General features: G+C 41.8%; 20 protein-coding genes and 1 other annotated feature. Of the genes, 4 read left to right on the top strand and 16 right to left on the bottom strand.

The features are described 5' to 3' along the window. Window positions 1–11 precede the first annotated feature (11 nt). Window positions 12–878 carry a M50 family metallopeptidase gene (locus LQ203_RS01390; RefSeq protein WP_230154957.1) on the bottom strand — a complete coding sequence of 289 codons (867 nt, stop codon included), beginning with the start codon at window positions 876–878 and terminating at the stop codon, window positions 12–14. After that, window positions 871–1,620, bottom strand: coding sequence for a M23 family metallopeptidase (locus LQ203_RS01385; protein ID WP_230154955.1), 750 nt, complete (start codon window positions 1,618–1,620; stop codon window positions 871–873). Before LQ203_RS01385 ends, LQ203_RS01390 begins: the two co-directional genes overlap by 8 nt. A 278-nt stretch (window positions 1,621–1,898) precedes the next feature. Here LQ203_RS01385 and LQ203_RS01380 point away from each other — a divergent pair, with 278 nt between their 5' ends. Next, window positions 1,899–2,342, top strand: a complete 444-nt coding sequence (locus tag LQ203_RS01380) for a S1 domain-containing RNA-binding protein (protein ID WP_034308861.1) — start codon at window positions 1,899–1,901, stop codon at window positions 2,340–2,342. 123 nt (window positions 2,343–2,465) lie between these two features. Here the strand turns inward: LQ203_RS01380 and minD are convergent, their stop codons facing one another. The 11 genes from minD to LQ203_RS01330 all read right to left on the bottom strand — a co-directional run bounded on the left by minD (window position 2,466) and on the right by LQ203_RS01330 (window position 12,105). Next, window positions 2,466–3,269: a septum site-determining protein MinD gene (minD, locus tag LQ203_RS01375; RefSeq protein WP_230154953.1), complete on the bottom strand. Its 804-nt coding sequence runs from the start codon at window positions 3,267–3,269 to the stop codon at window positions 2,466–2,468. Between the two features lie 2 nt (window positions 3,270–3,271). Continuing rightward, window positions 3,272–3,955, bottom strand: coding sequence for a septum site-determining protein MinC (minC, locus tag LQ203_RS01370; RefSeq protein WP_230154952.1), 684 nt, complete (start codon window positions 3,953–3,955; stop codon window positions 3,272–3,274). 115 nt (window positions 3,956–4,070) lie between these two features. Next, on the bottom strand, window positions 4,071–4,589 hold the full coding sequence (gene mreD / locus LQ203_RS01365) for a rod shape-determining protein MreD (RefSeq protein WP_230154951.1): 519 nt from the start codon (window positions 4,587–4,589) through the stop codon (window positions 4,071–4,073). Next, on the bottom strand, window positions 4,586–5,458 hold the full coding sequence (gene mreC, locus LQ203_RS01360) for a rod shape-determining protein MreC (protein ID WP_230154948.1): 873 nt from the start codon (window positions 5,456–5,458) through the stop codon (window positions 4,586–4,588). Before mreC ends, mreD begins: the two co-directional genes overlap by 4 nt. Before the next feature lie 192 nt (window positions 5,459–5,650). Next, complete coding sequence (locus LQ203_RS01355; RefSeq protein ID WP_230154946.1) at window positions 5,651–6,670, bottom strand: rod shape-determining protein; 1,020 nt, start codon at window positions 6,668–6,670, stop codon at window positions 5,651–5,653. Between the two features lie 146 nt (window positions 6,671–6,816). Continuing rightward, window positions 6,817–7,491: a DNA repair protein RadC gene (radC, locus tag LQ203_RS01350; RefSeq protein ID WP_230155356.1), complete on the bottom strand. Its 675-nt coding sequence runs from the start codon at window positions 7,489–7,491 to the stop codon at window positions 6,817–6,819. A 59-nt stretch (window positions 7,492–7,550) separates the two neighbouring features. Then, window positions 7,551–8,120 (bottom strand): Maf family protein, encoded by a 570-nt coding sequence (locus LQ203_RS01345; protein WP_230154944.1) that lies wholly within the window; start codon window positions 8,118–8,120, stop codon window positions 7,551–7,553. A 192-nt stretch (window positions 8,121–8,312) separates the two neighbouring features. Continuing rightward, window positions 8,313–9,287 (bottom strand): hypothetical protein, encoded by a 975-nt coding sequence (locus LQ203_RS01340; protein WP_230154942.1) that lies wholly within the window; start codon window positions 9,285–9,287, stop codon window positions 8,313–8,315. Window positions 9,288–9,583: 296 nt separating this feature from the next. Next, a complete protein-coding gene (locus LQ203_RS01335; protein WP_356713628.1) occupies window positions 9,584–10,333 on the bottom strand; it encodes a prepilin peptidase in 750 nt (249 codons plus the stop codon). A gap of 3 nt (window positions 10,334–10,336) precedes the next feature. After that, window positions 10,337–10,468, bottom strand: coding sequence for a hypothetical protein (locus LQ203_RS27405; protein ID WP_290370502.1), 132 nt, complete (start codon window positions 10,466–10,468; stop codon window positions 10,337–10,339). 353 nt (window positions 10,469–10,821) lie between these two features. Then, window positions 10,822–12,105 carry a folylpolyglutamate synthase/dihydrofolate synthase family protein gene (locus LQ203_RS01330; protein WP_230154938.1) on the bottom strand — a complete coding sequence of 428 codons (1,284 nt, stop codon included), beginning with the start codon at window positions 12,103–12,105 and terminating at the stop codon, window positions 10,822–10,824. A 97-nt stretch (window positions 12,106–12,202) separates the two neighbouring features. Between LQ203_RS01330 and LQ203_RS01325 the strand changes: the two genes are divergently transcribed. After that, a complete protein-coding gene (locus LQ203_RS01325; RefSeq protein WP_230154936.1) occupies window positions 12,203–13,144 on the top strand; it encodes a RimK family alpha-L-glutamate ligase in 942 nt (313 codons plus the stop codon). Beyond that, a complete protein-coding gene (locus LQ203_RS01320) occupies window positions 13,113–13,955 on the top strand; it encodes an ATP-grasp domain-containing protein (RefSeq protein WP_230154934.1) in 843 nt (280 codons plus the stop codon). The genes LQ203_RS01325 and LQ203_RS01320 overlap by 32 nt, the downstream gene beginning before the upstream one ends. 72 nt (window positions 13,956–14,027) lie before the next feature. Here LQ203_RS01320 and LQ203_RS01315 read toward each other — a convergent pair whose 3' ends face one another. Continuing rightward, on the bottom strand, window positions 14,028–16,679 hold the full coding sequence (locus tag LQ203_RS01315; RefSeq protein ID WP_230154932.1) for a valine--tRNA ligase: 2,652 nt from the start codon (window positions 16,677–16,679) through the stop codon (window positions 14,028–14,030). 44 nt (window positions 16,680–16,723) lie between these two features. Then, window positions 16,724–16,953 (bottom strand) — a binding site (T-box leader). 235 nt (window positions 16,954–17,188) lie between these two features. On the opposite strand from LQ203_RS01315, the gene LQ203_RS01310 reads away from it, so the two are divergent. Further along, on the top strand, window positions 17,189–17,380 hold the full coding sequence (locus tag LQ203_RS01310) for a hypothetical protein (RefSeq protein WP_101222799.1): 192 nt from the start codon (window positions 17,189–17,191) through the stop codon (window positions 17,378–17,380). Window positions 17,381–17,438: 58 nt separating this feature from the next. Here LQ203_RS01310 and ysxE read toward each other — a convergent pair whose 3' ends face one another. Next, entirely contained in the window at window positions 17,439–18,509 is a 1,071-nt protein-coding gene (gene ysxE, locus LQ203_RS01305; protein ID WP_230154929.1) for a spore coat protein YsxE, read from the bottom strand. Window positions 18,510–18,649: 140 nt separating this feature from the next. After that, complete coding sequence (locus tag LQ203_RS01300; protein ID WP_230154926.1) at window positions 18,650–20,095, bottom strand: LysM peptidoglycan-binding domain-containing protein; 1,446 nt, start codon at window positions 20,093–20,095, stop codon at window positions 18,650–18,652. Window positions 20,096–20,288 lie beyond the last annotated feature (193 nt).

Genomic DNA, 20,288 nt, shown 5'->3' with positions numbered 1-20,288 from the left:
GGATAACATATTTAATAAGAATATAATAGGTCACCAATTTTCCCGTCCGTCATTTTCTCAGAAAAATAGGCATGAAGGATCTCCGTTTCATCCAACGAGCCGCTTTCTTTCCCGTTTTTCATGATGATGACAGGGTGTTTGCATCCGCGTTGGAACAGTTCAAGCACTTTATAAATCGGTTCTTGTGAATCCACCAAGATCGGCTTTAGTTTTGCTAAATCATTCGTATGCCCGTAATGGCGCTGCAAAAGAAAGCGAATAAACGCATAATACCTTTGTCGCCATTCCATGACGAGTGAGAGACAGATAAACAAGATGATGAGCCAAATATTCAAATTGAGCGGATCAAGAATGAGCCAGGTCAAAAAAGCCAGGAAAGCGAAGGCTGCAGAAAAATGAAGTGTATGTTTCTGCGCCTCAAGAAAGGTGCAGTATAGAGAAATTCCAATGAATAGTAGCCGTCCCCCGTCCAATGGCCAAATTGGCAGCAAATTAAAAACAAGCAGCATAAGATTCATATACAAAAAGGGCTGATACAGCTCATAGGAAATAATAGAAAAGAAATAGAGCAAAAAAGCAGCACCAATGAGCCAAACATGTTGAAGCGGACCGGCAAGCACCACAGCCAAATCCTCCTTCAAACTTTTATTTCCATACTCCTCCGTCTCGACAGCCCCTCCAAAAGGAAGCAGCTGAATGGACTTTATCCGCCATTTGAAGTGCTGGGCACAGACGGCATGCCCCATCTCATGAATGAAGACGATGAGCAGCAGCATCATCACTTCAATGAAATGTGCAGTGAGTATGGCGATGCCAATGACGAACCACAGTGTCGGGTGCACCCTGATTTTCAACAGTAATTTCCCATATTTATTCAAAGGAAATCACCTTTTTAGGATCGACGAACGCGTCATTTTCTTTGATCGCTAAATAAAATCTGCCCTTAGATCCATCTTCACTTACTGTAACCTGTCCGACTTCATTTCCCTTTTTAACGAACTCATATAGTTTCACATCTATCTTTTCCAGCTGTCCATACCAGGATTCACTTTTATTGGCGTGCTGAATGACGACGGTCTTTCCAATCCCCTCCTTTTCACCGGCAAAAATGACCACCCCTTCATTGATGGCTTCTACCTTGGAGCCTTTGCTCGTTTCCAAGATGATCCCTTCACCGTTCGTCTCGAAGGTTTGGGTAATCTTCGCAGAGGCAGGCATCGCATAGCCATCACCCGAGTCAACTGTTTCCGTGTCAGCTTTATTCGGTAAAAAAGCGATCGGTTTACCGAACGCACTTTCGTACCAATTGGAGATTGAAGCGAACTGAAATTCCTTGTTCATGTTTTCCGTGACAAAACTTCTGGCAGGGTCCAGCCGCACCGAAGGATGTTTAAACATCACAGCGATAATCAGGAAAAGACATACACTTGCAAGAATTTTAAAGAAAAAATTTTCTTTCTTGAAGAGCGGATGATCTTTCTCGGAATACCCGTTAAATGAATCAACACCATATGGTTCCTCATTGTTGATCTCCGTCCAGCTGCTGCTTCCTGCTGGATTATCATTGAACTTACGTCTCTTGGCGATACGATTGCGGATATCTTTCCTGCGATCATCCATAAAGAATCCCCCCTGCTCATGTCAAAGCGCTATATTACAACGTATGAGCAACTTGTCCAGACTATGACCGAGAAAAGATTTTCTTTCTGCACATCTGAATTTAGAAAGTAAAAAAAATTTTTTCGAATGAAAAATCCATCGAAACTTATGGAATTCCAAGCTAATTGGGGCATCGTTTGGGAAAATCGAATAATTGAGGGAAAAATCCAATTGATATTGTTCCTCTGAATTTGTTATAATAAAGTGGTTTTAACATTATTGAGGGGGAACATTTTTTTATGTCAATCGAAATAGGCAGCAAAGTACAAGGTAAAGTAACAGGTATCACTAATTTTGGAGCATTCGTAGAATTACCAGGAGGCTCAACAGGTCTTGTGCATATCAGTGAGGTAGCAGATAGCTATGTAAAAGACGTCAATGACCATCTTAAAGTAGGCGACCAAATTGAAGTTAAAGTGATTAGTGAGAAAGACGGAAAAACTGCCTTGTCCATCAAAAAGGCTATAGATAGACCCGAAGGGCAAACCTCTTCTTATACCAAACGCCCACCACGCCAAGGGGATAGCCGTTCTAAAGATTTTCGTTCTAAAGGTAATTTCCAACCAAAGGAAAATTTCGAAGATAAAATGGTTCGCTTTTTAAAGACTAGTGAAGAAAATTTATCTACTCTTAAACGCAGCACCGAATCGAAACGCGGCGGCAGAGGCGGAAGACGCGGATAATCTGATGCAGTTTCAGCATATAGATAAGGCAGGCCACAACGATGGCTTGCCTTTTTTATTTTATATGGCATGAAAAAAAAGCGAGGGCATCATATGCTCTCGCTGCTAAAAATGGAAGATAGATTACCGCACGCTAAAGAATTTTTTTATTTTGGATATGAAACCTTTTGGTTCGCCGCCAATTGGAGTCAAGGGCACGGATTCACCAAGGATCCTCCGGGCAATGTTCCGATAGGCAAGTGAGACTCTATTGTCCGGATTATAGGCAATGGGTTCCTTTTTATTCGCTGCAACAATGACTTGATCATCGTCAGGAATGACGCCGATCAAATCAATTTTAAGAAAGTCTGTAACTCCATCGATATCCATTTCTTCATCTTCATGAAGTAAATGGCCGCGAATCCGGTTAATGATCAATTGAGGCGGTTCAATATGCTCTTCTTTTTCAAGCAGGCCAATAATTCGGTCTGCATCCCTTACAGCCGGTCTCTCTGCAGTCGTAACGATGATCGCCTTGTCAGCCCCAGCTATGGCATTCCTGAAGCCCTGTTCAATACCTGCAGGGCAGTCAATAAGGATATAATCATAGTCAGGTTTCATATCGCTTATGAGTTTCCTCATCTGCTCTTCATTCACCGCTGATTTATCACTGTTTTGTGGAGCTGGAAGCAAATAAAGCAAATCCTCGAAATGTTTATCTTTAATAAGCGCTTGATGTATCTTACAGCGCCCTTCGACTACATCGACCAAATCATAGATGATGCGATTTTCCAATCCCATGATTACATCCAAGTTCCGAAGACCAATATCCGTATCAATCAAGCAAACCTTCTTGCCTAGAAGAGCTAAAGATGTTCCTAAATTGGCGGAGGTGGTCGTTTTCCCGACACCACCCTTACCGGATGTTATAACTATTGCCTCTCCCACGATTAGAGACCCCCTTCTAATCTATTTAAATTAGGTCTATATTTCTTTAATACTTGCAGTTTCTCTATAATGATATTTTCTTCTTCATCCATGTAGGCACATTCCAAGTCATGTCCCCATTTCGTATACTGGTCAGGGGATAAATTCACTTGTCCAGCAATGCGCAGCTGGGCGGGCTTCATGACCGAGGCAGCAATTATGGCCTCATGGTTCCCTTTATATCCGGCATGGGCTATTCCCTTTAGCTGTCCCATGATATATATGTTGCCACCCGCACGAACCATTCCGTCGGGATTGACATCCCCAATTAGAAGTAAATCTCCAGGAACTTCAAAAACCTGTCCCGACCTTATCACCTTTGTAACGGTCGTCACTTGGTTTTCATCTTTCCAGCGTTTCGCTTCATCCCTTGTCAGGACATTAGAAATCATCTCATCAACGAAAAGTTTCTTCTTTTTATGGATGACTTCTTTAATCTTTTCTTTTTGTTTTTCATCTAGATAGCGGTTCCCTGTATGTACTTTAACGGAAATGGACGGGTCATTTTCTTGAAACTGATAGTTTGCCGACAGCTTCACTTCTAACTCTTTCAATAATTCGGAAAATGAGCAAGAATCATCGAGATGAAGCATAAACCCGTCTTTTGTTCCCTTAATCATGACATTTTGCTGAATTCTTTTATTCATGACGTTTGTTTCACCTCAATGAAATATAATTCGACACAGGAAAACAAATTTCCTTTTTCTACGTACACGGAAAAAAGAAAATTCATTTCCGGCCTGCTTTCCGGACATAGGAACGTTAATCCGTTTCCCCCTGTAAATCAAGCTTTTCAATTATTCTCTTTAAAGGATAGCAACTGATGATAATGAATACGAGGTTCAATAATATCGTCGGTAACAATCTTCGTTCCATATATTCCCCAAATCCCATATCTGCAAATGAAAGGATGATATTCATCTGAAAAACAACAACCTCTAGAATGGCCGTGAAGAATAGCGCAGTTAGGACGGCAATCAATATATTATTTTGCAGGATTTTCATACATTTCGAAATCAGATAGGCAAGAAAAGGAAGCAGGAACATGTAAATCCCGAGTATTTCCGTATATACGACATCATAAGTCAACCCAAGAATCGCTCCATAAAGCATGCCCATTTTCCTCGAACCATACATGGTAAGGAAAAAAACGAAAATCATCATGAAATGCGGAACGACGATTTTATCGTCCCCAAATGCATCTCCAGCGAATAGCTGGGCGAAGATACTTTCAAAAACAAAAAAAACCAAGGCTATAAAAGAAAGGATGAAATGTTTCACTTAACTTCATCCTCCCCAACACTTTCTTTCGGTTCACCGTCAACTTCACGTTGAACGACCATAACATTATTAATATCATAAAAATCCGTCGAAGGTTCAATATAGGCAGTCTGGTTCAAGCCATATTGATCCACTTTGACATCAACCACTTTCCCGATCAGCAGACCTTTCGGGAAAATCCCTCCATAACCGGAAGTGATGACTAATGAATTTTTCTTTATCTTTTTATCATATGGAATGCGTTTCATTAGCAAAAGATTCTTTTTATCATCGAACCCTTCAATCAAGCCATATGCTTTATCATCACCTTGAACGATGGCAGAAACTCGGTTGGCTTTATCAATCGAACTTAAGAGTTGGACCGAAGCCGTGAAGTTCGTCACTGATTTAACCTTGCCGACTAACCCATTGGAAGTGATGACAGCCATATTTTTTTCTACCCCATTACGCTTTCCTTTATTGATCGTCAGCATTTCGTGCCAACGGTCAGGATTACGTCCAATGACCGTCGCCTGAGTAGGTGAATACTTCCGCAGGTCATCTTCTTTTTTGAGGTTATCGCGAAGGTCTTTATTTTCTTCTTTCAAATCTTGAACTTGGGTTTTCAATAGTACATATTCATCCAAGCGGGCTTTCAATTTTTTGTTTTCATCGTATGTATGTTGAAGGTCTTTTAAGTCCCCTACAAAACCTGTTATACCCGATACTGGCTTATTAAACACATTTCCGACCCAGCCTGTCGTATCTTTTAGGAATTGCTCCGGCCAAGTCAACTCTTCTCTCTCTCTTAATGAAAAACCGATCAATGCCACTAGAACGATAATACTAACGAGCAAGAGAAGGAGCTTTTTATTAAAAAACTGTGGCATGATTATTGCACCTCAATCTTAATATCTTAAATTCACATCTTAATATCTTAAATTCACATCTTAATATCTTAAATTTACACAATGGTCATGATTAAACTGAACAGCTACATTTTAATTTAATGGTTCGAACATAAAAAAACCGGCTCAAAATTGCAACCTTTTGTTGAGCCGGTCCTATTTGAGAAGTAATGCTTATCGTGAATCTCTTGATTTAGTCTTGAACAAATGAATGTGGTCCAACGCTTTTCCCGTTCCGATTGCAACACAATCAAGCGGATTTTCAGCGATGATCACCGGCATTTGCGTTTCTTCACTGATGACTTTGTCCAAATTGCGCAGCAAAGCACCTCCGCCTGTCAACACAATGCCTCTGTCCATGATGTCAGCGGCTAATTCAGGTGGTGTTTTTTCTAAAGTGTTTTTCACGGAATCAACAATCGCAGACACTGTATCGCTCAATGCTCTGGATATTTCCTCAGCGGTAATTTCGATCGTTTTTGGTAATCCAGTCAATAGATCGCGGCCGCGAATTTCCATGTTTTCAACGCCTTCCGTGTCACCAGCGGAACCAATTTCCATTTTAATCGCTTCAGCAGTACGCTCACCGATCATCAAATTGTAATTCTTACGAATGTATACGATAATGGCATCATCCATTTCGTCACCGGCAATTCGGATGGATTGGCTTGTAACGATTCCACCAAGGGAAATGATCGCCACTTCCGTTGTTCCTCCACCGATATCAACGACCATGCTGCCTGTAGGTTCCCAAACAGGCAGGTCTGCCCCGATCGCTGCTGCAAACGGTTCTTCGATAGGATATGCATCACGGGCACCAGCTTGTCTAGCTGCATCGATGACTGCACGTTGTTCAACTGCTGTAATTCCAGAAGGCACACAAATCATGACATATGGCTTGTTACCGAATACGCCCTTTTTTTGAGCTTCTTTCATATAATACTTCATCATGGTAGCCGTCGTTTCATAATCGGCAATTACCCCATCCTTCATCGGGCGAAGGGCAACCACGTTCCCAGGTGTACGGCCGATCATGTTTTTCGCATCATTTCCGACTGCAACGATTTGCTTTGTATCTGTTTGCACAGCGACAACTGATGGTTCACGTACTGCAATCCCTTTTCCTTTGACATACACAAGCGTATTAGCCGTTCCTAAATCAATCCCTATATCTCTAGCGCCAATTCCAAACATTATGGTATCTCCCTTTCGTAAACAAAAATGCCTTTTTTATAAGTTCAAATTATTTGTCGTTTTTTGACAATAAGAGTTTTGAAAAAGTTTCCTCTTTTAAAAATCATAAACAATATTATATCGTATCGTCAAAAATTTTGATAGTGTCATAAATAACCTTTTTCCTTCAAACTAATATATTTGTGCTCCCCGATAATGATATGGTCCAATACTTCAATCCCGATTATTTTACCACATTCGACTAATCTTTTCGTCACTTCAATATCTTCTCTGCTAGGAGAGGGGTCTCCGGAGGGGTGGTTATGAAGACAAATGATAGAGGCAGCGGACCTTTTGAAAGCTTCTTTAAAAACCTCACGTGGATGTACGATCGAGGCATTGAGGCTTCCTATGAAGACCGTAGTTTTTTGAAGAACTTGATTTTTCGTATTTAAATAAAGACAGACGAAATGTTCCTGTGACAAAAACCGCATTTCTTCCATGCAGTAATTGGCTCCATCTTCAGGAGATCGAATCACATAACGGTCTTGATCATTCAATTTGTTGATTCTCCGGCCAAGTTCGACAGATGCTAGAATATGAATCGCTTTCGCTTCACCAATTCCTTTAATCACGGTCAATTCTTCTACTGAGGCTTCTTTTAGCAGACGCAGTCCCTTGAAGGAATTGATGAGCCTGCCGGATAACTGAAGAACGGATTCTTCCTTTGATCCCGTCCTCAATAGCAGTGCAAGCAATTCTTGATTGGAGAGACTTTGCGGTCCGTCTTGCAGAAACCTTTCGCGCGGCCTCTCTTCTTTCGGGTAATCCCGTATTAACATTTTTTCACTCAATACATCCACCCTTCCTTAAGAAAGGGAGATGCCAAAGGAGAAATTCATTATCCCAAGTCTGCCTGCATTGCCTTTAGTTCACGTGCCAGTCTTGAAACAGGAAGCCCAACGACAGAGAAATAGTCCCCTTTGATTTGTTTGACAAGAAGCGATCCGTATCCTTGAATCCCATAACTGCCAGCTTTATCAAAAGGTTCCCCACTATCCAGATAACGTTCGATTTCAGCTTCTGGCAGCTCCCAAAATGTCACTTCGGTTTTTTCTGCGAACACTTTGCGATGCATGCCAAATAGGATGGCAACACCAGTGTAAACCTCATGTGTCCGTCCTGATAACATTTCCAGCATTCTTTTTCCATCTGCCCGGTTTATTGGCTTACCCAATATCTTTCCATCAAGGACAACAACTGTATCCGAGCCGATTACCCAGCTTTCCTGAAACTCTGCAAAGATGGCTGCCGCTTTACGGGAGGCCAGCTCTTTTACTGCATCATCCGGACACATGTTTTCATCAATACTTTCATCGACATTGGAATTCATGCTTTTAAAGGGGATTTGAAGTAATTGTAGAAGTTCTTTACGACGTGGTGATGAAGAAGCTAAAATCAATGGTTGCATAATTAAAAGGTCACCTTTCTTTACATAGGGAGATACATCTCTATCCTATCAAATTATGGTGAAATCCACAATTATTGTTTACTATGAATCGACAAAAGTCTGTAAGTATTTCCCGGAAAATAAAAAAGGTGTCACCTTTTTAGTTTATTGTTGGGGAGCTTGTCCTGTTAAATAGCTCCCCTTTTTCGATACTTAACTCAATATGTTTTGGTAATTCAATAAAAAATCAAGAAGACTTCCTTGAGCCTGCAAGAGCTTTTCTTCATTTTTTGAAGTTTCAAATTCGCTAATCGACTTTGCCGCAGCAGTTAGATCATCGTTCATTTTCGAAAACTCTGGAGATAATTTCCCCGCCTTCAACTCATCCATGTTTTTTTTCAGCGTTTCATCGTTCACCGTCGCTCCCTTCCCACGAAGCTTGGTTGCAGATATTTCTGCTAACGAAGCATATACCATCTTCATCTTGTCGAGGGTTGTCTCATCTGCTTGACTTTTCCCAGCCGCTTCAAAATTGATTTCCTTCCAATATACGTCTACATCATACGACTTTAAGTACAAGGCCAGATCCTTACTTGCAGCTAGACTCTCTGCTGAACCTAAGAATAAATAATAGCTGTCTTCCAATTTGAATATTTCAGCCGGAACCTGCTTTTCAATGACTTTCTTTTGTATTTGCCTCGCCGCATCTTCGCTGCTGAACACACCGCCCTGTACTAGGAACGTCTTCAGTTGGGCTCCTTGTACCTTCGATGCCGCTTTTTTATCCTCCTCAACAGGTTGCCCCGTTGGAATCGAGGTCTCGATCGAAGAAACTGCAGCTTTTTCCCTTGTGATTGTCTTAACGGCTATCAAACCAAGAATCGAACCAAAAAACACGGCACAAATGACAGCAATCAAAAATGTCCTTATCGGTCCTTTATTCGAGCTTTTCAGTGAGCTTGTACCAAAACCGATAAGCTTCGGCATTTTCTTCTTTGGCGGTGTGGGGACCAATACGATTTTATTCTCGTTTGAATCATCAGGAAGGATCCATTCGAAACTCTCATCACGGTGTTCCTGTTCCTCACTAGCTGCCTCTTGGCTTTCAATCTTATTTTTATCGGCAAATACTTTTTCTTCCCCATTTATTTTAATCGTGACACCTTTGCTTTTTTCAGACTTGCCCACTTTTTCTCCTCCCCTCCAGGTCATTTTTTCCATCCTAACATAGAGACAAAAAAAAATAACAAGACTTTTGTCGTCTTGTCATTAATAGGTTTCGTCAAATTTCCCTTTAAATATCAGTTGAAATACAAGGACCTCCAAGCACTGATACTTCTGGTTCATGGGCGGTTCAATCTCCGTCACTAGACGTTCCCATTCCTAGCATTTTCACTTGCACCAAATGAGGATGATTCCCTAGCTACGCTAATGCTCAGGGAACTTTTGACAAATTCCCCCTTTACTAGGATAGTCCTTTACGCTCATCTCAGGAAGCTAACATACCAGTACAGAAGGGAATCACCCCAAAAATAAGCTGTCAATGTCCCAAACACGATATACGGCCCGAATGGAATCAAGGTTTTCTTTTTTAAAATTCCGGTTAGCATCCCTATGATGCCAAAGAATGCCCCATAAAAGCTCGCAAAGAGAAACGATAATAGCACAATCTTCGTCCCCAGTACAAATCCAATCACAGCGAACAGCTTAATATCACCGCCCCCCATGCCCCCCTTACTCACTACAGCGATCACTAGCAGGAGACTGAAACCAACACTTGCCCCAACAATGGAATCCCACCAGGGAGATAGTGGATATAAAACTCTTAGTATCATAAATATCACCATAAAGAAAAGCAGAATTTTATCAGGAATGAGCATATAGGCCACATCAGACACTAAGATGATCATAAATAATGAAATCAATGTCAAGCCAATCAAGAGTTCGTTCGACCAGCCAAGGAATATGGGAGAAGTGGTAAACAAAACACCGGTCAGCATTTCTACTAGTGGATATAGGGGGGAAATCCTTGTTTTACAGCCCCGGCATTTTCCGTCTTGCAACATATAAGAAATAACTGGTATCAACTCGAAGAATGCCAATTTCCGCCCACAAGTTGGGCAAGCGGATCGGCGATTCGCAAAAGTATTGTTTACCGGAACACTTAATCCGACGACGTTAAAGAATGAGCCTAAAATTAAACCTAGGACAAATAGATAGATATGGATAGCCATCATTTATTTCAATTGGACAAGGAATCTATTCACTTCCATTGGACCTTTTAGGTCAACGGTAAACGTTCCTTCATCAGAATGTCCCATCCCTTTTTCAGGACAACCTACTTTATGATAATAACTAGCCTTCTCCATAGTTTCATTCCTCCCGATATTTTCTTTTCATCCCGCCCGAGCATAATCATTCCTAAGTCATATAGCTTCAATATTAAACATGTTTTAACCAATATATTGGGTGATTGGTTTGTCCATCACCCATTCAGGATTTTTCTTATTCAAAGGCTCGATTTAACAAAATATGGCTAATAAATGGACCTTTTGAAAAATCCTGTTTTTTGACCGATAAAAGTTGATCATTCACTACGAGTTTTCATTACGATGGAAACAGCAATCATTGTATTCAAATTACACTCTCGGTAACGAGCAGTAGGCCGAGCCGCATGAAATCTTCATGTAATCGCAGGCAAGACTCTATCAGTCACAAGGCTTCAACTTTCAGATAGGAAATCCCTCACAAGTGAAAGGAAATAAAGGGAACCTGTGATGACAAGAACCTCCTTTTCGACTGTTTTCCGTCTCCCTTCCCTTATCGCCTCTTGCCAATCCTTGTTTATACTTTTATTTTCATGTCTGCATTTATCATAAAGCGTTTGCGCATCCTCCGCCCGATCATGGACGAATTCGGTAATGATGATTTCAATCGCTTCCTTTTCCAGTCCTTGAAGCATCAAGGAATAATTTTTATCTTTAAATGAACTGAATACAAATCGATACTTATATTCAGGGTAATGCTCGTTTAGCGTTTTCATCAGTACGTCGATGCCAGCAGGGTTATGTGCACCATCAATGATCACCAACGGCTCTGCCGATATTTTTTCGAAACGGCCATCCCATTTCGCTTCTCCTATTCCTTTGCGGATGCTTTTTTCATCGATATTTTCCATTCCTAATAAGACAGCAGCCACGGCCAGTGCTGCATTCTCCACCTGATGACGGCCTAACATCTGCATATCTACATTTTCGATGAACCTATCACCCAGAGAAAATGAGAAACTTTGACCTTTTTCACTTTGCTTTACATGATCAACATGAAAGTCTTTACCTAATTGGTAATAAGGTACGCCTACTGAATACGCTTTTTCTTCGATTACTTTTGCAGGCTCCTCTGCTGTAACTCCGCTGATGATCGGCGCGCCGCTTTTAATGATGCCCGCTTTCTCTGAAGCAATCTCCCCAAGCGTGTTACCCAGGATGTTCGTATGCTCCAAAGAAATCGAGGTAATGATCGAAAGAATCGGCTTGATGACATTCGTTGTATCAAGCCTGCCTCCTAGTCCGGTTTCCATTAAAACCAAATCTATTTCCTTTTTGCTAAAATAAGAGAAGGCCAACGCAGTCAATATTTCGAATTGAGTGGGTCCATTCCCTGCCTGGTCCATCTCTTGGATGTACGGCCACAGCTCGTTGAAGGCAGCGATAAACTCCTTATCACTGATTTCATCTTCATTTATCTTTATCTGTTCATTCATCCGGATTAAATAAGGTGATGTGAAGGCAGCGACCCGAACCCCTTGGGCTAGAAGGATTTCTTTTAAATATTGCAGGGTAGATCCTTTCCCGTTTGAACCTGCAATATGAATATACTTTTGCGCCTCATGGGGATTGTCTAATTTAGTTAATAATGCTTCCATTCGTGATAGACCAAAATTCATTCCTAATTGAACTTGGCGCCGTTCAAAAAAATGATTGATTTCTTTCATGGTTGTTACCATTAATCATTGAGCCTCCTCTATCTTTATACCGCTCTTATGCGTTAAGATTATTTTATCAATATCTGAACGATTAACCTAGATGAAAGGTAGTGTTTTAATGAAAACTTCTGCTCTCCACTGTTGGATTGTCGTTAACGGCTATTTACAGCATGATAAGTTTTCCAGTTTAGCCTTGTTCATTAAAGAGGCGGCAGAAAGAAAAAAAATCACGGCCACCCTTATCCGTAATTCGGATCTACTTCCCATTATTGAAAAAGGGGTGCCATTACTTAAAGGAACGTTTGATAGGCTGCCTGATTTTGTTCTGTTCATGGATAAAGACATTCATTTGGCACGCCATTTGGAATTGCTCGGCATACCTGTATATAACAGCAGTACAGCGATCGATATATGCGACAGCAAAGCAAAGACTCATCAAGCATTAGCTGGGCATGGCATACCTATGCCGAAAACCTTGTTTCCCCCTTTTACGTACGAAGGGATTGATAGGGTTAATGTCGATGCCTTTAAACAAATTGGGATTGAACTTGGATTTCCCCTCATCGTTAAGGAAGCATACGGTTCTTTTGGGGAACAAGTATATTTGATCCATACAGAGGATGATTTTTTAAAGACGATCCATAATCTCGGCCACAGACCATTCATCATTCAAGAATTCATCGAGCACAGTAAAGGACGGGATATTCGTGTTAATGTCGTCGGCGATCAAGTCATAGCTGCGATGCAACGCCATTCCGAGCACGACTTCCGAGCTAACATGACAGCTGGTGGTCAGGCAGCACCCTATACACCCACAAGGGAGGAGGCACTACTCGCCATCCGATGTGTGGAGATTCTAGGTACCGACTTTGCTGGCGTCGATTTGTTATTCGGTGAAGATGGTCCTCTTTTATGCGAAGTGAATTCGAATTCGCATTTACTAAATATATATGACTGTACAGGCATCAACATCGCTGATAGCATGTTTGATTATATGTTGGACAAATTAGGAAAGGGAAGTACATCAGATGAGAAAACAAGCAGGTTGGTTGATTTATAACCGCGAGGATGCTGTAAAAAATAAAGGATACATAGATTGGATGCTAGACGAGGCAAGTAAGCTTGATCTTGATTTACAATTTTACCATCGTGAAGACCTTCGGATCGGTCATCGCTACAACGAGTTGTACGTGGAACATGAGCTGAAGCCAATTGCATTACCGGACTTTGCCATCGTCCGGACCATCGATCCTTTTCTCACAAGGCAACTGGAGCAAATGGGGATTGCTTGCTTTAACTCCTCGTTCGTATCCGAAATGGCAAATGACAAAGCAAAGACACATCAATATTTGTCCACGTTGGGAATTCCAATGGCCGATACCGTATATTGCAACGGAAGGCCGAATGCCCATGACATGGAGTTCCCTTTCATCGCTAAAGAAACACATGGCCGCGGCGGGAAACAAGTTTATTTAATCGAGCATGCTAATGATCTGGTTGAAATGAATGATGGGAGTTGGATTGTCCAAAAACCTGGCTTATTCGGAAAGGACATCCGCGTTTTTGTAGTTGGTAACAATGTGAAGGCTGCTGTACTCCGGGAATCCGCATCCAGCTTCAAGGCCAATTATACGTTAGGGGGATCGGCTTCCATATACGAGCTGACCGCTTCCGACTTAGCTCTGGTTGAAAGAGTAATCGATGCGTTTGATTTTGGCCTTGTCGGGATCGATTTCATTTTTGACGATGACGGCAGTCTCATGCTCAATGAAATCGAGGATGTCGTCGGGAGCCGGACATTAAGTGCCCTAAGTGACATGAATATCGTCAGAGAGTACCTCACATTCATAAAAGAAAGAATAACCTCCTAACGGAACATATTTCTTAAATAGTGTGAAACACAAAAAGGATGAACCGGCATAATGCTGGTTCATCCTTTTGTTTTACAGTTGTTTCAGTTCATTGATTCTGTGAATCACAGAGTCGCGTTTTTCGCTATAATCTTTTTCTTTGGCACGTTCTTCTTCAATGACGCTTGCTGGCGCCTTTTTAACGAAGCCCTCGTTGCCTAATTTTTTCTGTACTCGTTCAACTTCTTTATTAAGTTTGTCGAGCTCTTTTTCAAGACGTTTCACTTCTTCGTCGATATTGATCAGTCCTGTAAGCGGAAGGATTAATTCCACACCCGTTACGACTGCCGTCATCGCTTGAGCCGGTTCTTCGACCTTGATTCCGATCGTCAATTGTTCAGGATTACAGAAACGCTCGATATAACTGCTGTTTTTCTGTAATGTAGCTAAGATGGACTCGTCTTTCGCTTTTAAAATCAGATTGATTTTTTTGCTTAACGGTGTGTTCACCTCGGCACGGATGTTACGAACGGAGCGGATGATTTCAACAAGCAGCTTCATTTCCTCGGCTGCATCTGTATCAGTCAACTCTTCGTTCACTACAGGCCATGCAGCAACGGTGATGGACTCTCCTTCATGAGGAAGGTTTTGCCAAATTTCTTCGGTGATGAATGGCATGAAAGGATGCAACAATCTCATCGTGTTATCCAGTACATAAGCCAGGATTGAGCGCGTCGTTTTCTTCGCTGCTTCGTCTTCGCCATATAACGGAAGCTTCGCCATTTCAATATACCAGTCACAGAAGTCATCCCAAATGAAGTTGTAAAGCACACGACCTACTTCACCGAATTCATAACGGTCAGCAAGTCTTGTCACGTTTGTAATCGTTTCGTTCAAACGCGTCAAAATCCATTTATCGGCTACAGATTTTTCACCACTTAAATCGATTTCGTCATACGTCATGCCATTCATGTTCATTAAAGCAAAACGGGATGCGTTCCAAATCTTATTGGAGAAGTTCCAAACCGCTTCCACTTTTTCCGTGCTGTAACGAAGATCCTGACCTGGTGAGCTGCCCGTCGATAGGAAGTAACGCAGGGAATCGGCACCGTATTGATCGATGACATCCATCGGATCGACACCATTACCAAGCGATTTACTCATCTTGCGTCCCTGTTCGTCACGAACAAGACCGTGAATCAATACATCTTCAAAAGGACGTTCGCCCGTGAACTCAAGTGCCTGGAAAATCATCCTTGAAACCCAAAAGAAAATGATATCGTAGCCTGTCACAAGCGCTCCGGTTGGATAGTATCGTTTGAAATCAACGCTATCTTTGTCAGGCCAGCCCATTGTTGAGAACGGCCATAATGCAGAGCTGAACCAAGTGTCTAAAACGTCAGTATCTTGTTCCCAGTTCTCAGCATCCGCAGGCTCTTCATGTCCTACATACACTTCGCCTGTTTCTTTATGGTACCAAGCTGGAATGCGGTGGCCCCACCATAGCTGACGAGAAATGCACCAGTCGCGAATGTTTTCCATCCAGTGCAGATATGTTTTTTCGAAACGATCTGGTACGAAATGAACTTTTTCCTCATCGGACCCTTTTTGAAGTTCAACAGATGCATCAGCTAGCGGCTGCATTTTAACGAACCATTGAGTCGAAAGATATGGTTCAACAACAGCACCGCTTCTCTCTGAATGACCGACTGAGTGAAGATGATCTTCTATTTTGAAGAGTACTCCGTCTTCCTGAAGGTCTTTGACGATTTGTTTACGGCATTCAAAACGGTCCATGCCTTCATATTTACCGGCCTTTTCATTCATTGAGCCATCTTCATGCATGACAAGGATGCGCTCCAAATTGTGACGGTTCCCGATTTCAAAGTCATTCGGATCATGAGCCGGTGTAATTTTTACCGCACCTGAACCGAATTCCATATCGACATAATCATCCCCGACAATCGGGATTTCCCGGCCTGTAATTGGCAAGCGAACCATTTTGCCGATCAAGTGTTTATAACGATCATCCTCAGGGTGTACGGCAACCGCTGTATCGCCAAGCATCGTTTCTGGACGAGTCGTGGCTATTTCAATTTCGCCTGATCCGTCAACCAACGGATATTTCATATGGTAAAATGCGCCCTGCACATCTTTGTAAATAACCTCGATATCGGATAACGCCGTTTTCGTTGATGGATCCCAGTTGATGATGTATTCGCCGCGATAAATCAGGTCCTTGTTATAAAGCGAAACGAACACTTCGCGCACTGCCTTTGAAAGCCCCTCATCAAGAGTGAAGCGTTCACGGGTATAATCAAGGCCAAGACCAAGCTTTGACCATTGTTCACGGATATGGCTCGCATATTCTTCTTTCCATTTCCATGTTTCTTCTACGAACTTTTCGCGTCCCAGGTCATAACGGCTTACGCCTTCGGCACGAAGTTTCTGTTCAACTTTCGCTTGAGTGGCGATACCAGCATGGTCCATGCCCGGCAACCATAAAACATCAAACCCTTGCATCCTTTTCATGCGTGTCAATATATCTTGAAGTGTCGTATCCCAAGCGTGGCCAAGATGCAGCTTACCTGTTACGTTTGGTGGTGGAATGACAATCGTATATGGCTCTTTTTTATCGTCACCCGTCGTTTCGAAAAACTTCCCATCAAGCCACCATTTGTAGCGGCCTTTCTCTATCGTCTGCGGATCATATTTAGTCGGCATCGAAATTTGGTTTTCTTCCATATCATTTCCTCCTTTTTTGGGCATAAAAAAAACTTCCATCATCATAAAAGGACGAAGGAAGTTGTTCGCGGTGCCACCTTTTTTCCGAAAAAGAAAAACATCTCTTTCGGCTCTCAAATCTGATAACGGCTCTTCACCGGCCTTCGCTACTAAAAATCTTTCACGAAAACAGCTCGCGGACGACTTCGGATGCTGCTGCTTGGAAACCTCCCACCAATTGGTTTCCTCTCTGGAAAGTGCATTTCATCTTACTATTTCCGGTCTTTGCATTGATTTATATTCATATGTAAAATCATTAAATGCATATAGTATATAGTACAAAAAATATGGGGCTCCAGTCAATCATCTTTTCGCTTACTTACTTGAGAAGCATCCAATTTCATAAATTAATCCCTTTGCCTTGCCGTTTTCTTTATTTTATCACCCAAGAACAGTGATTGTGACGGCTTTCTCACATTTTCCACTAACCACCCATAGAATATAAGAAGCCTAAAAAGGAAGGTAATAATATGAAGCGAAGATATACTCCCTACACTTTACCGCCTTGGATGAAAAAATTCCGCGGTGTTTGCCAGCAGTTCATCGTCCCCTTTATCGTATTCCAAGGATTACGGACTCTGATTTTTCCTACTTTCTTTGATATGCTCCTGCTGATCGCATTTATTTTCTTGGCCATGTCTTTATATTTCGAATGGATATAATTATTCCCTTAAAGCAAAAAAAATATACATGACCTGGAGTTAATCCAATCATGTATATTTAGCTTTGGGGGGACTGCTCTTGTTTGGCAGCCTCGGCAGCCGCCTTTTTCTTCTGTTCGATCTCTTCGATTTTCATCACCATATACTCAATATTCTTCAGGAGCCAAAATTGCCGCTGCAGTTGGGTAACATTATCAAGCTCCGAGCGATGGCCCTTGCCATCAGAATAGCCCTTCACTAATTCCAGCGCTGATCCGGGGAAAGCGAGATAACTTTGCATGAGCAGCAATTCTTCTTCTTTCAACGGAAAATAACGCATGTAGTTATATAGCCAGTCGACACAGTCATCGCATTGTACAGGATAGGTCCTAGCTGATTTAACTAAAAATGGAAGTAAATCGAAATGGGGCGGTGCCGTATTCGAATTCTCAAAATTGATGAAATAGCCATATCCCCGCTCATCATAAATGAAATGTTTCAGAGAGACCTTTCCATGAGTGACCACGGTTCGAACCTTATCACTTTCCTTCGTTTTTTCATACCAGGTTTCAAACTTCTTGATCGAGTACTTCAATGCCTGTGAAATATCTGTGAAGAAAGTACAAACCGTCATTTCGAATGGAGACATATACCACTTCTTTTCACAGCTGACAATGTACTCATCCATAAAGTCCTTCTCGTTATTCCAAGCATCAATCGTCCGTTCATAATGTGCTTCCCGTTCTTCTATATCCACTTGGGTTTCTTTTACAGACAGCGTATGCATCCGAGCAAGCTCCCTGAACATTTGCTTATGCTTTTCATCGCGCTCCCCTTCTCCTTCATTATTCAACCAGGGCATCAGGTAATACAAACGTCCATTATGAAGAACGGCGTAACGCTGATCCATCGTTTGATAAATGGGAACGATCCGGTTATATCCGCGATGGTACAATTTTTGAACATTTTTAATAAAATCAATGCCATTGTGCGGCAAAATGCATTTCAAGGCAAAGATACCGCGATCACTGTACACTTTTTTCACTCGTCCGAAGTCCTCAATATATTGTACATACATGGCATATTCCTTCAAGACGGTCTCCGTGTCCCAATCCCGATTAGCAGGCTGCTGATTCTCGTTTTCCCTCACGAGACTCACTCACTTTCTCTAAAAAAACTCAACAATCCGATTTCTGGCGTCGTTTCATTCAAACGGCCAAAGCCACCGTTCAAACTTTAATACCTTAGTAAAAAACAGGAGCAGACCATATGCTCTGCTCTCTGTCGTGGCTAATTTTTATAGGCAACAGCCTTCGGTATATAGATGACTTGCCCTTCATGGATGTTCTGATTGGACTCCAATTCATTGCTGAAAAGTAAGGATTGTACCGTTACATCATAACGTTGAGCCAAATCATCCAGCGTTTCTCCTTGCTGGACAATGCAAACCTTCATCCTTACCAGTTCTTCTTCTTGTTTCCGGCCGAATAAATCCATGATGGAATGCTGCTTTTCCCCTTGATCAGCCGTATCTTGTTCATCACGTTCAGCGGCTTGTTTCCGACCCTTATAATTTTTAACTTCCTTAGCTGGTGGCGCTGGTCTTTCTTTCTTTTTGAACAGATCCCTTATGGACGAATTCGATTCCTCTTCCTTTTCCACCATTACATGTTCGTTGAGGATGGGACCCGCAACAGCGTCCTCTTTTTCCTGCCGGATGACGTCATCGGTTTCAAACTGTGATACAGGTTCATTTCCCATTGGAAAACTTTGTTGATTGCTTGATTGTTTTAGCTCTTCTTCTTTCAATGACTCTCTAGGAGTCTCCAATTTTTCTATAACTTTTTCCTGCCTGCTTACTTCTTCCAATTTCTCATCTTCCATGGATGACACAGGTACCTCTACGGAGTCATGCGAATCACTTACTAAATCCGTTTCTTCCTCTACAACTTCAGCTTCTTCCTGTTCTTCCTGTTCTTCCTGTCTGTTAATTTCCGTTTCCCACTCCTCCTCTTCAGGATATGGTGAAACGGGAATTTCAAAAACTGGGGCATTATGCTGATCACTTAAATATATTGGCTCTTCTTCTTCCTCATCTTCGTTTGCTTCAGAAACACGTCTTGCCTCAGCAGTAAATGGTGTGTATAACTCTTCTTCCTGCTCATCACGGAACACAGGCTGAAAATCAGGGATTGGCGGCACTCCAGCCGCATATGGAATATAAGACTCATTTTCTCCGTCCGTTTCTTCTTGTTCCTCAGTTTCACCAACTTCCTGTTCCGTATCAAACCTTTCTTCGACATATGAATCATTATAAATTCCGGTTATCAGCAAATCAGCCTGCAATTTTAAACAATTATGCTCAGGCAGAGCATAATCAAAACTTTGAATCGAGACATCCACTTCCTCTAATGAGGCAATCCGATTATTCGGAATCGTTATATCAACCGGAAAACGGTGTGTGAACTCATTAAGCCCATTGAGATTCCTCTCGACCTTTTGAACGGCTTTTGGCAAAAAGGTCTGCGAAAACTCCTCTTCTTCACCATTTTGCGAGTCTTTGTATTCACCGCATAAGTCTAACGAGCCTCGTATAAAAACATATTGATCACTTTCTTGAATCGTCACATTTGGATCCAGGGAAATGGAATATAGCTCAACCACTTCCTGTCCCTTATGGAACCAAACAGATTCCTCTAAAGAAAATCGTAAATACGATTCATTTTCTTGCGACAAGACAACTCCTCCTTTCAGCTTCAGGAAACGGTACCTATACCAATAACAATCTATGAAGGATGGCCATTGGTTATTCCTTTTTTTCGTCGGAAGCCATCTTGTCCTTATTTTTGCTGGACCTTTTAAAAAGAAGTAATTTTATTAAGCATTTATTTTAGCTTTTGCCTTTACTTCGGCCTTCTGCCAGTTTATT

The sequence above is a fragment of the Peribacillus sp. Bi96 genome (assembly GCF_918698115.1).
Classification (GTDB): domain Bacteria; phylum Bacillota; class Bacilli; order Bacillales; family DSM-1321; genus Peribacillus.
The sequence above is the reverse complement of the archived record's forward strand: the minus strand, read 5'-3'. Positions and strand labels throughout refer to the sequence as shown.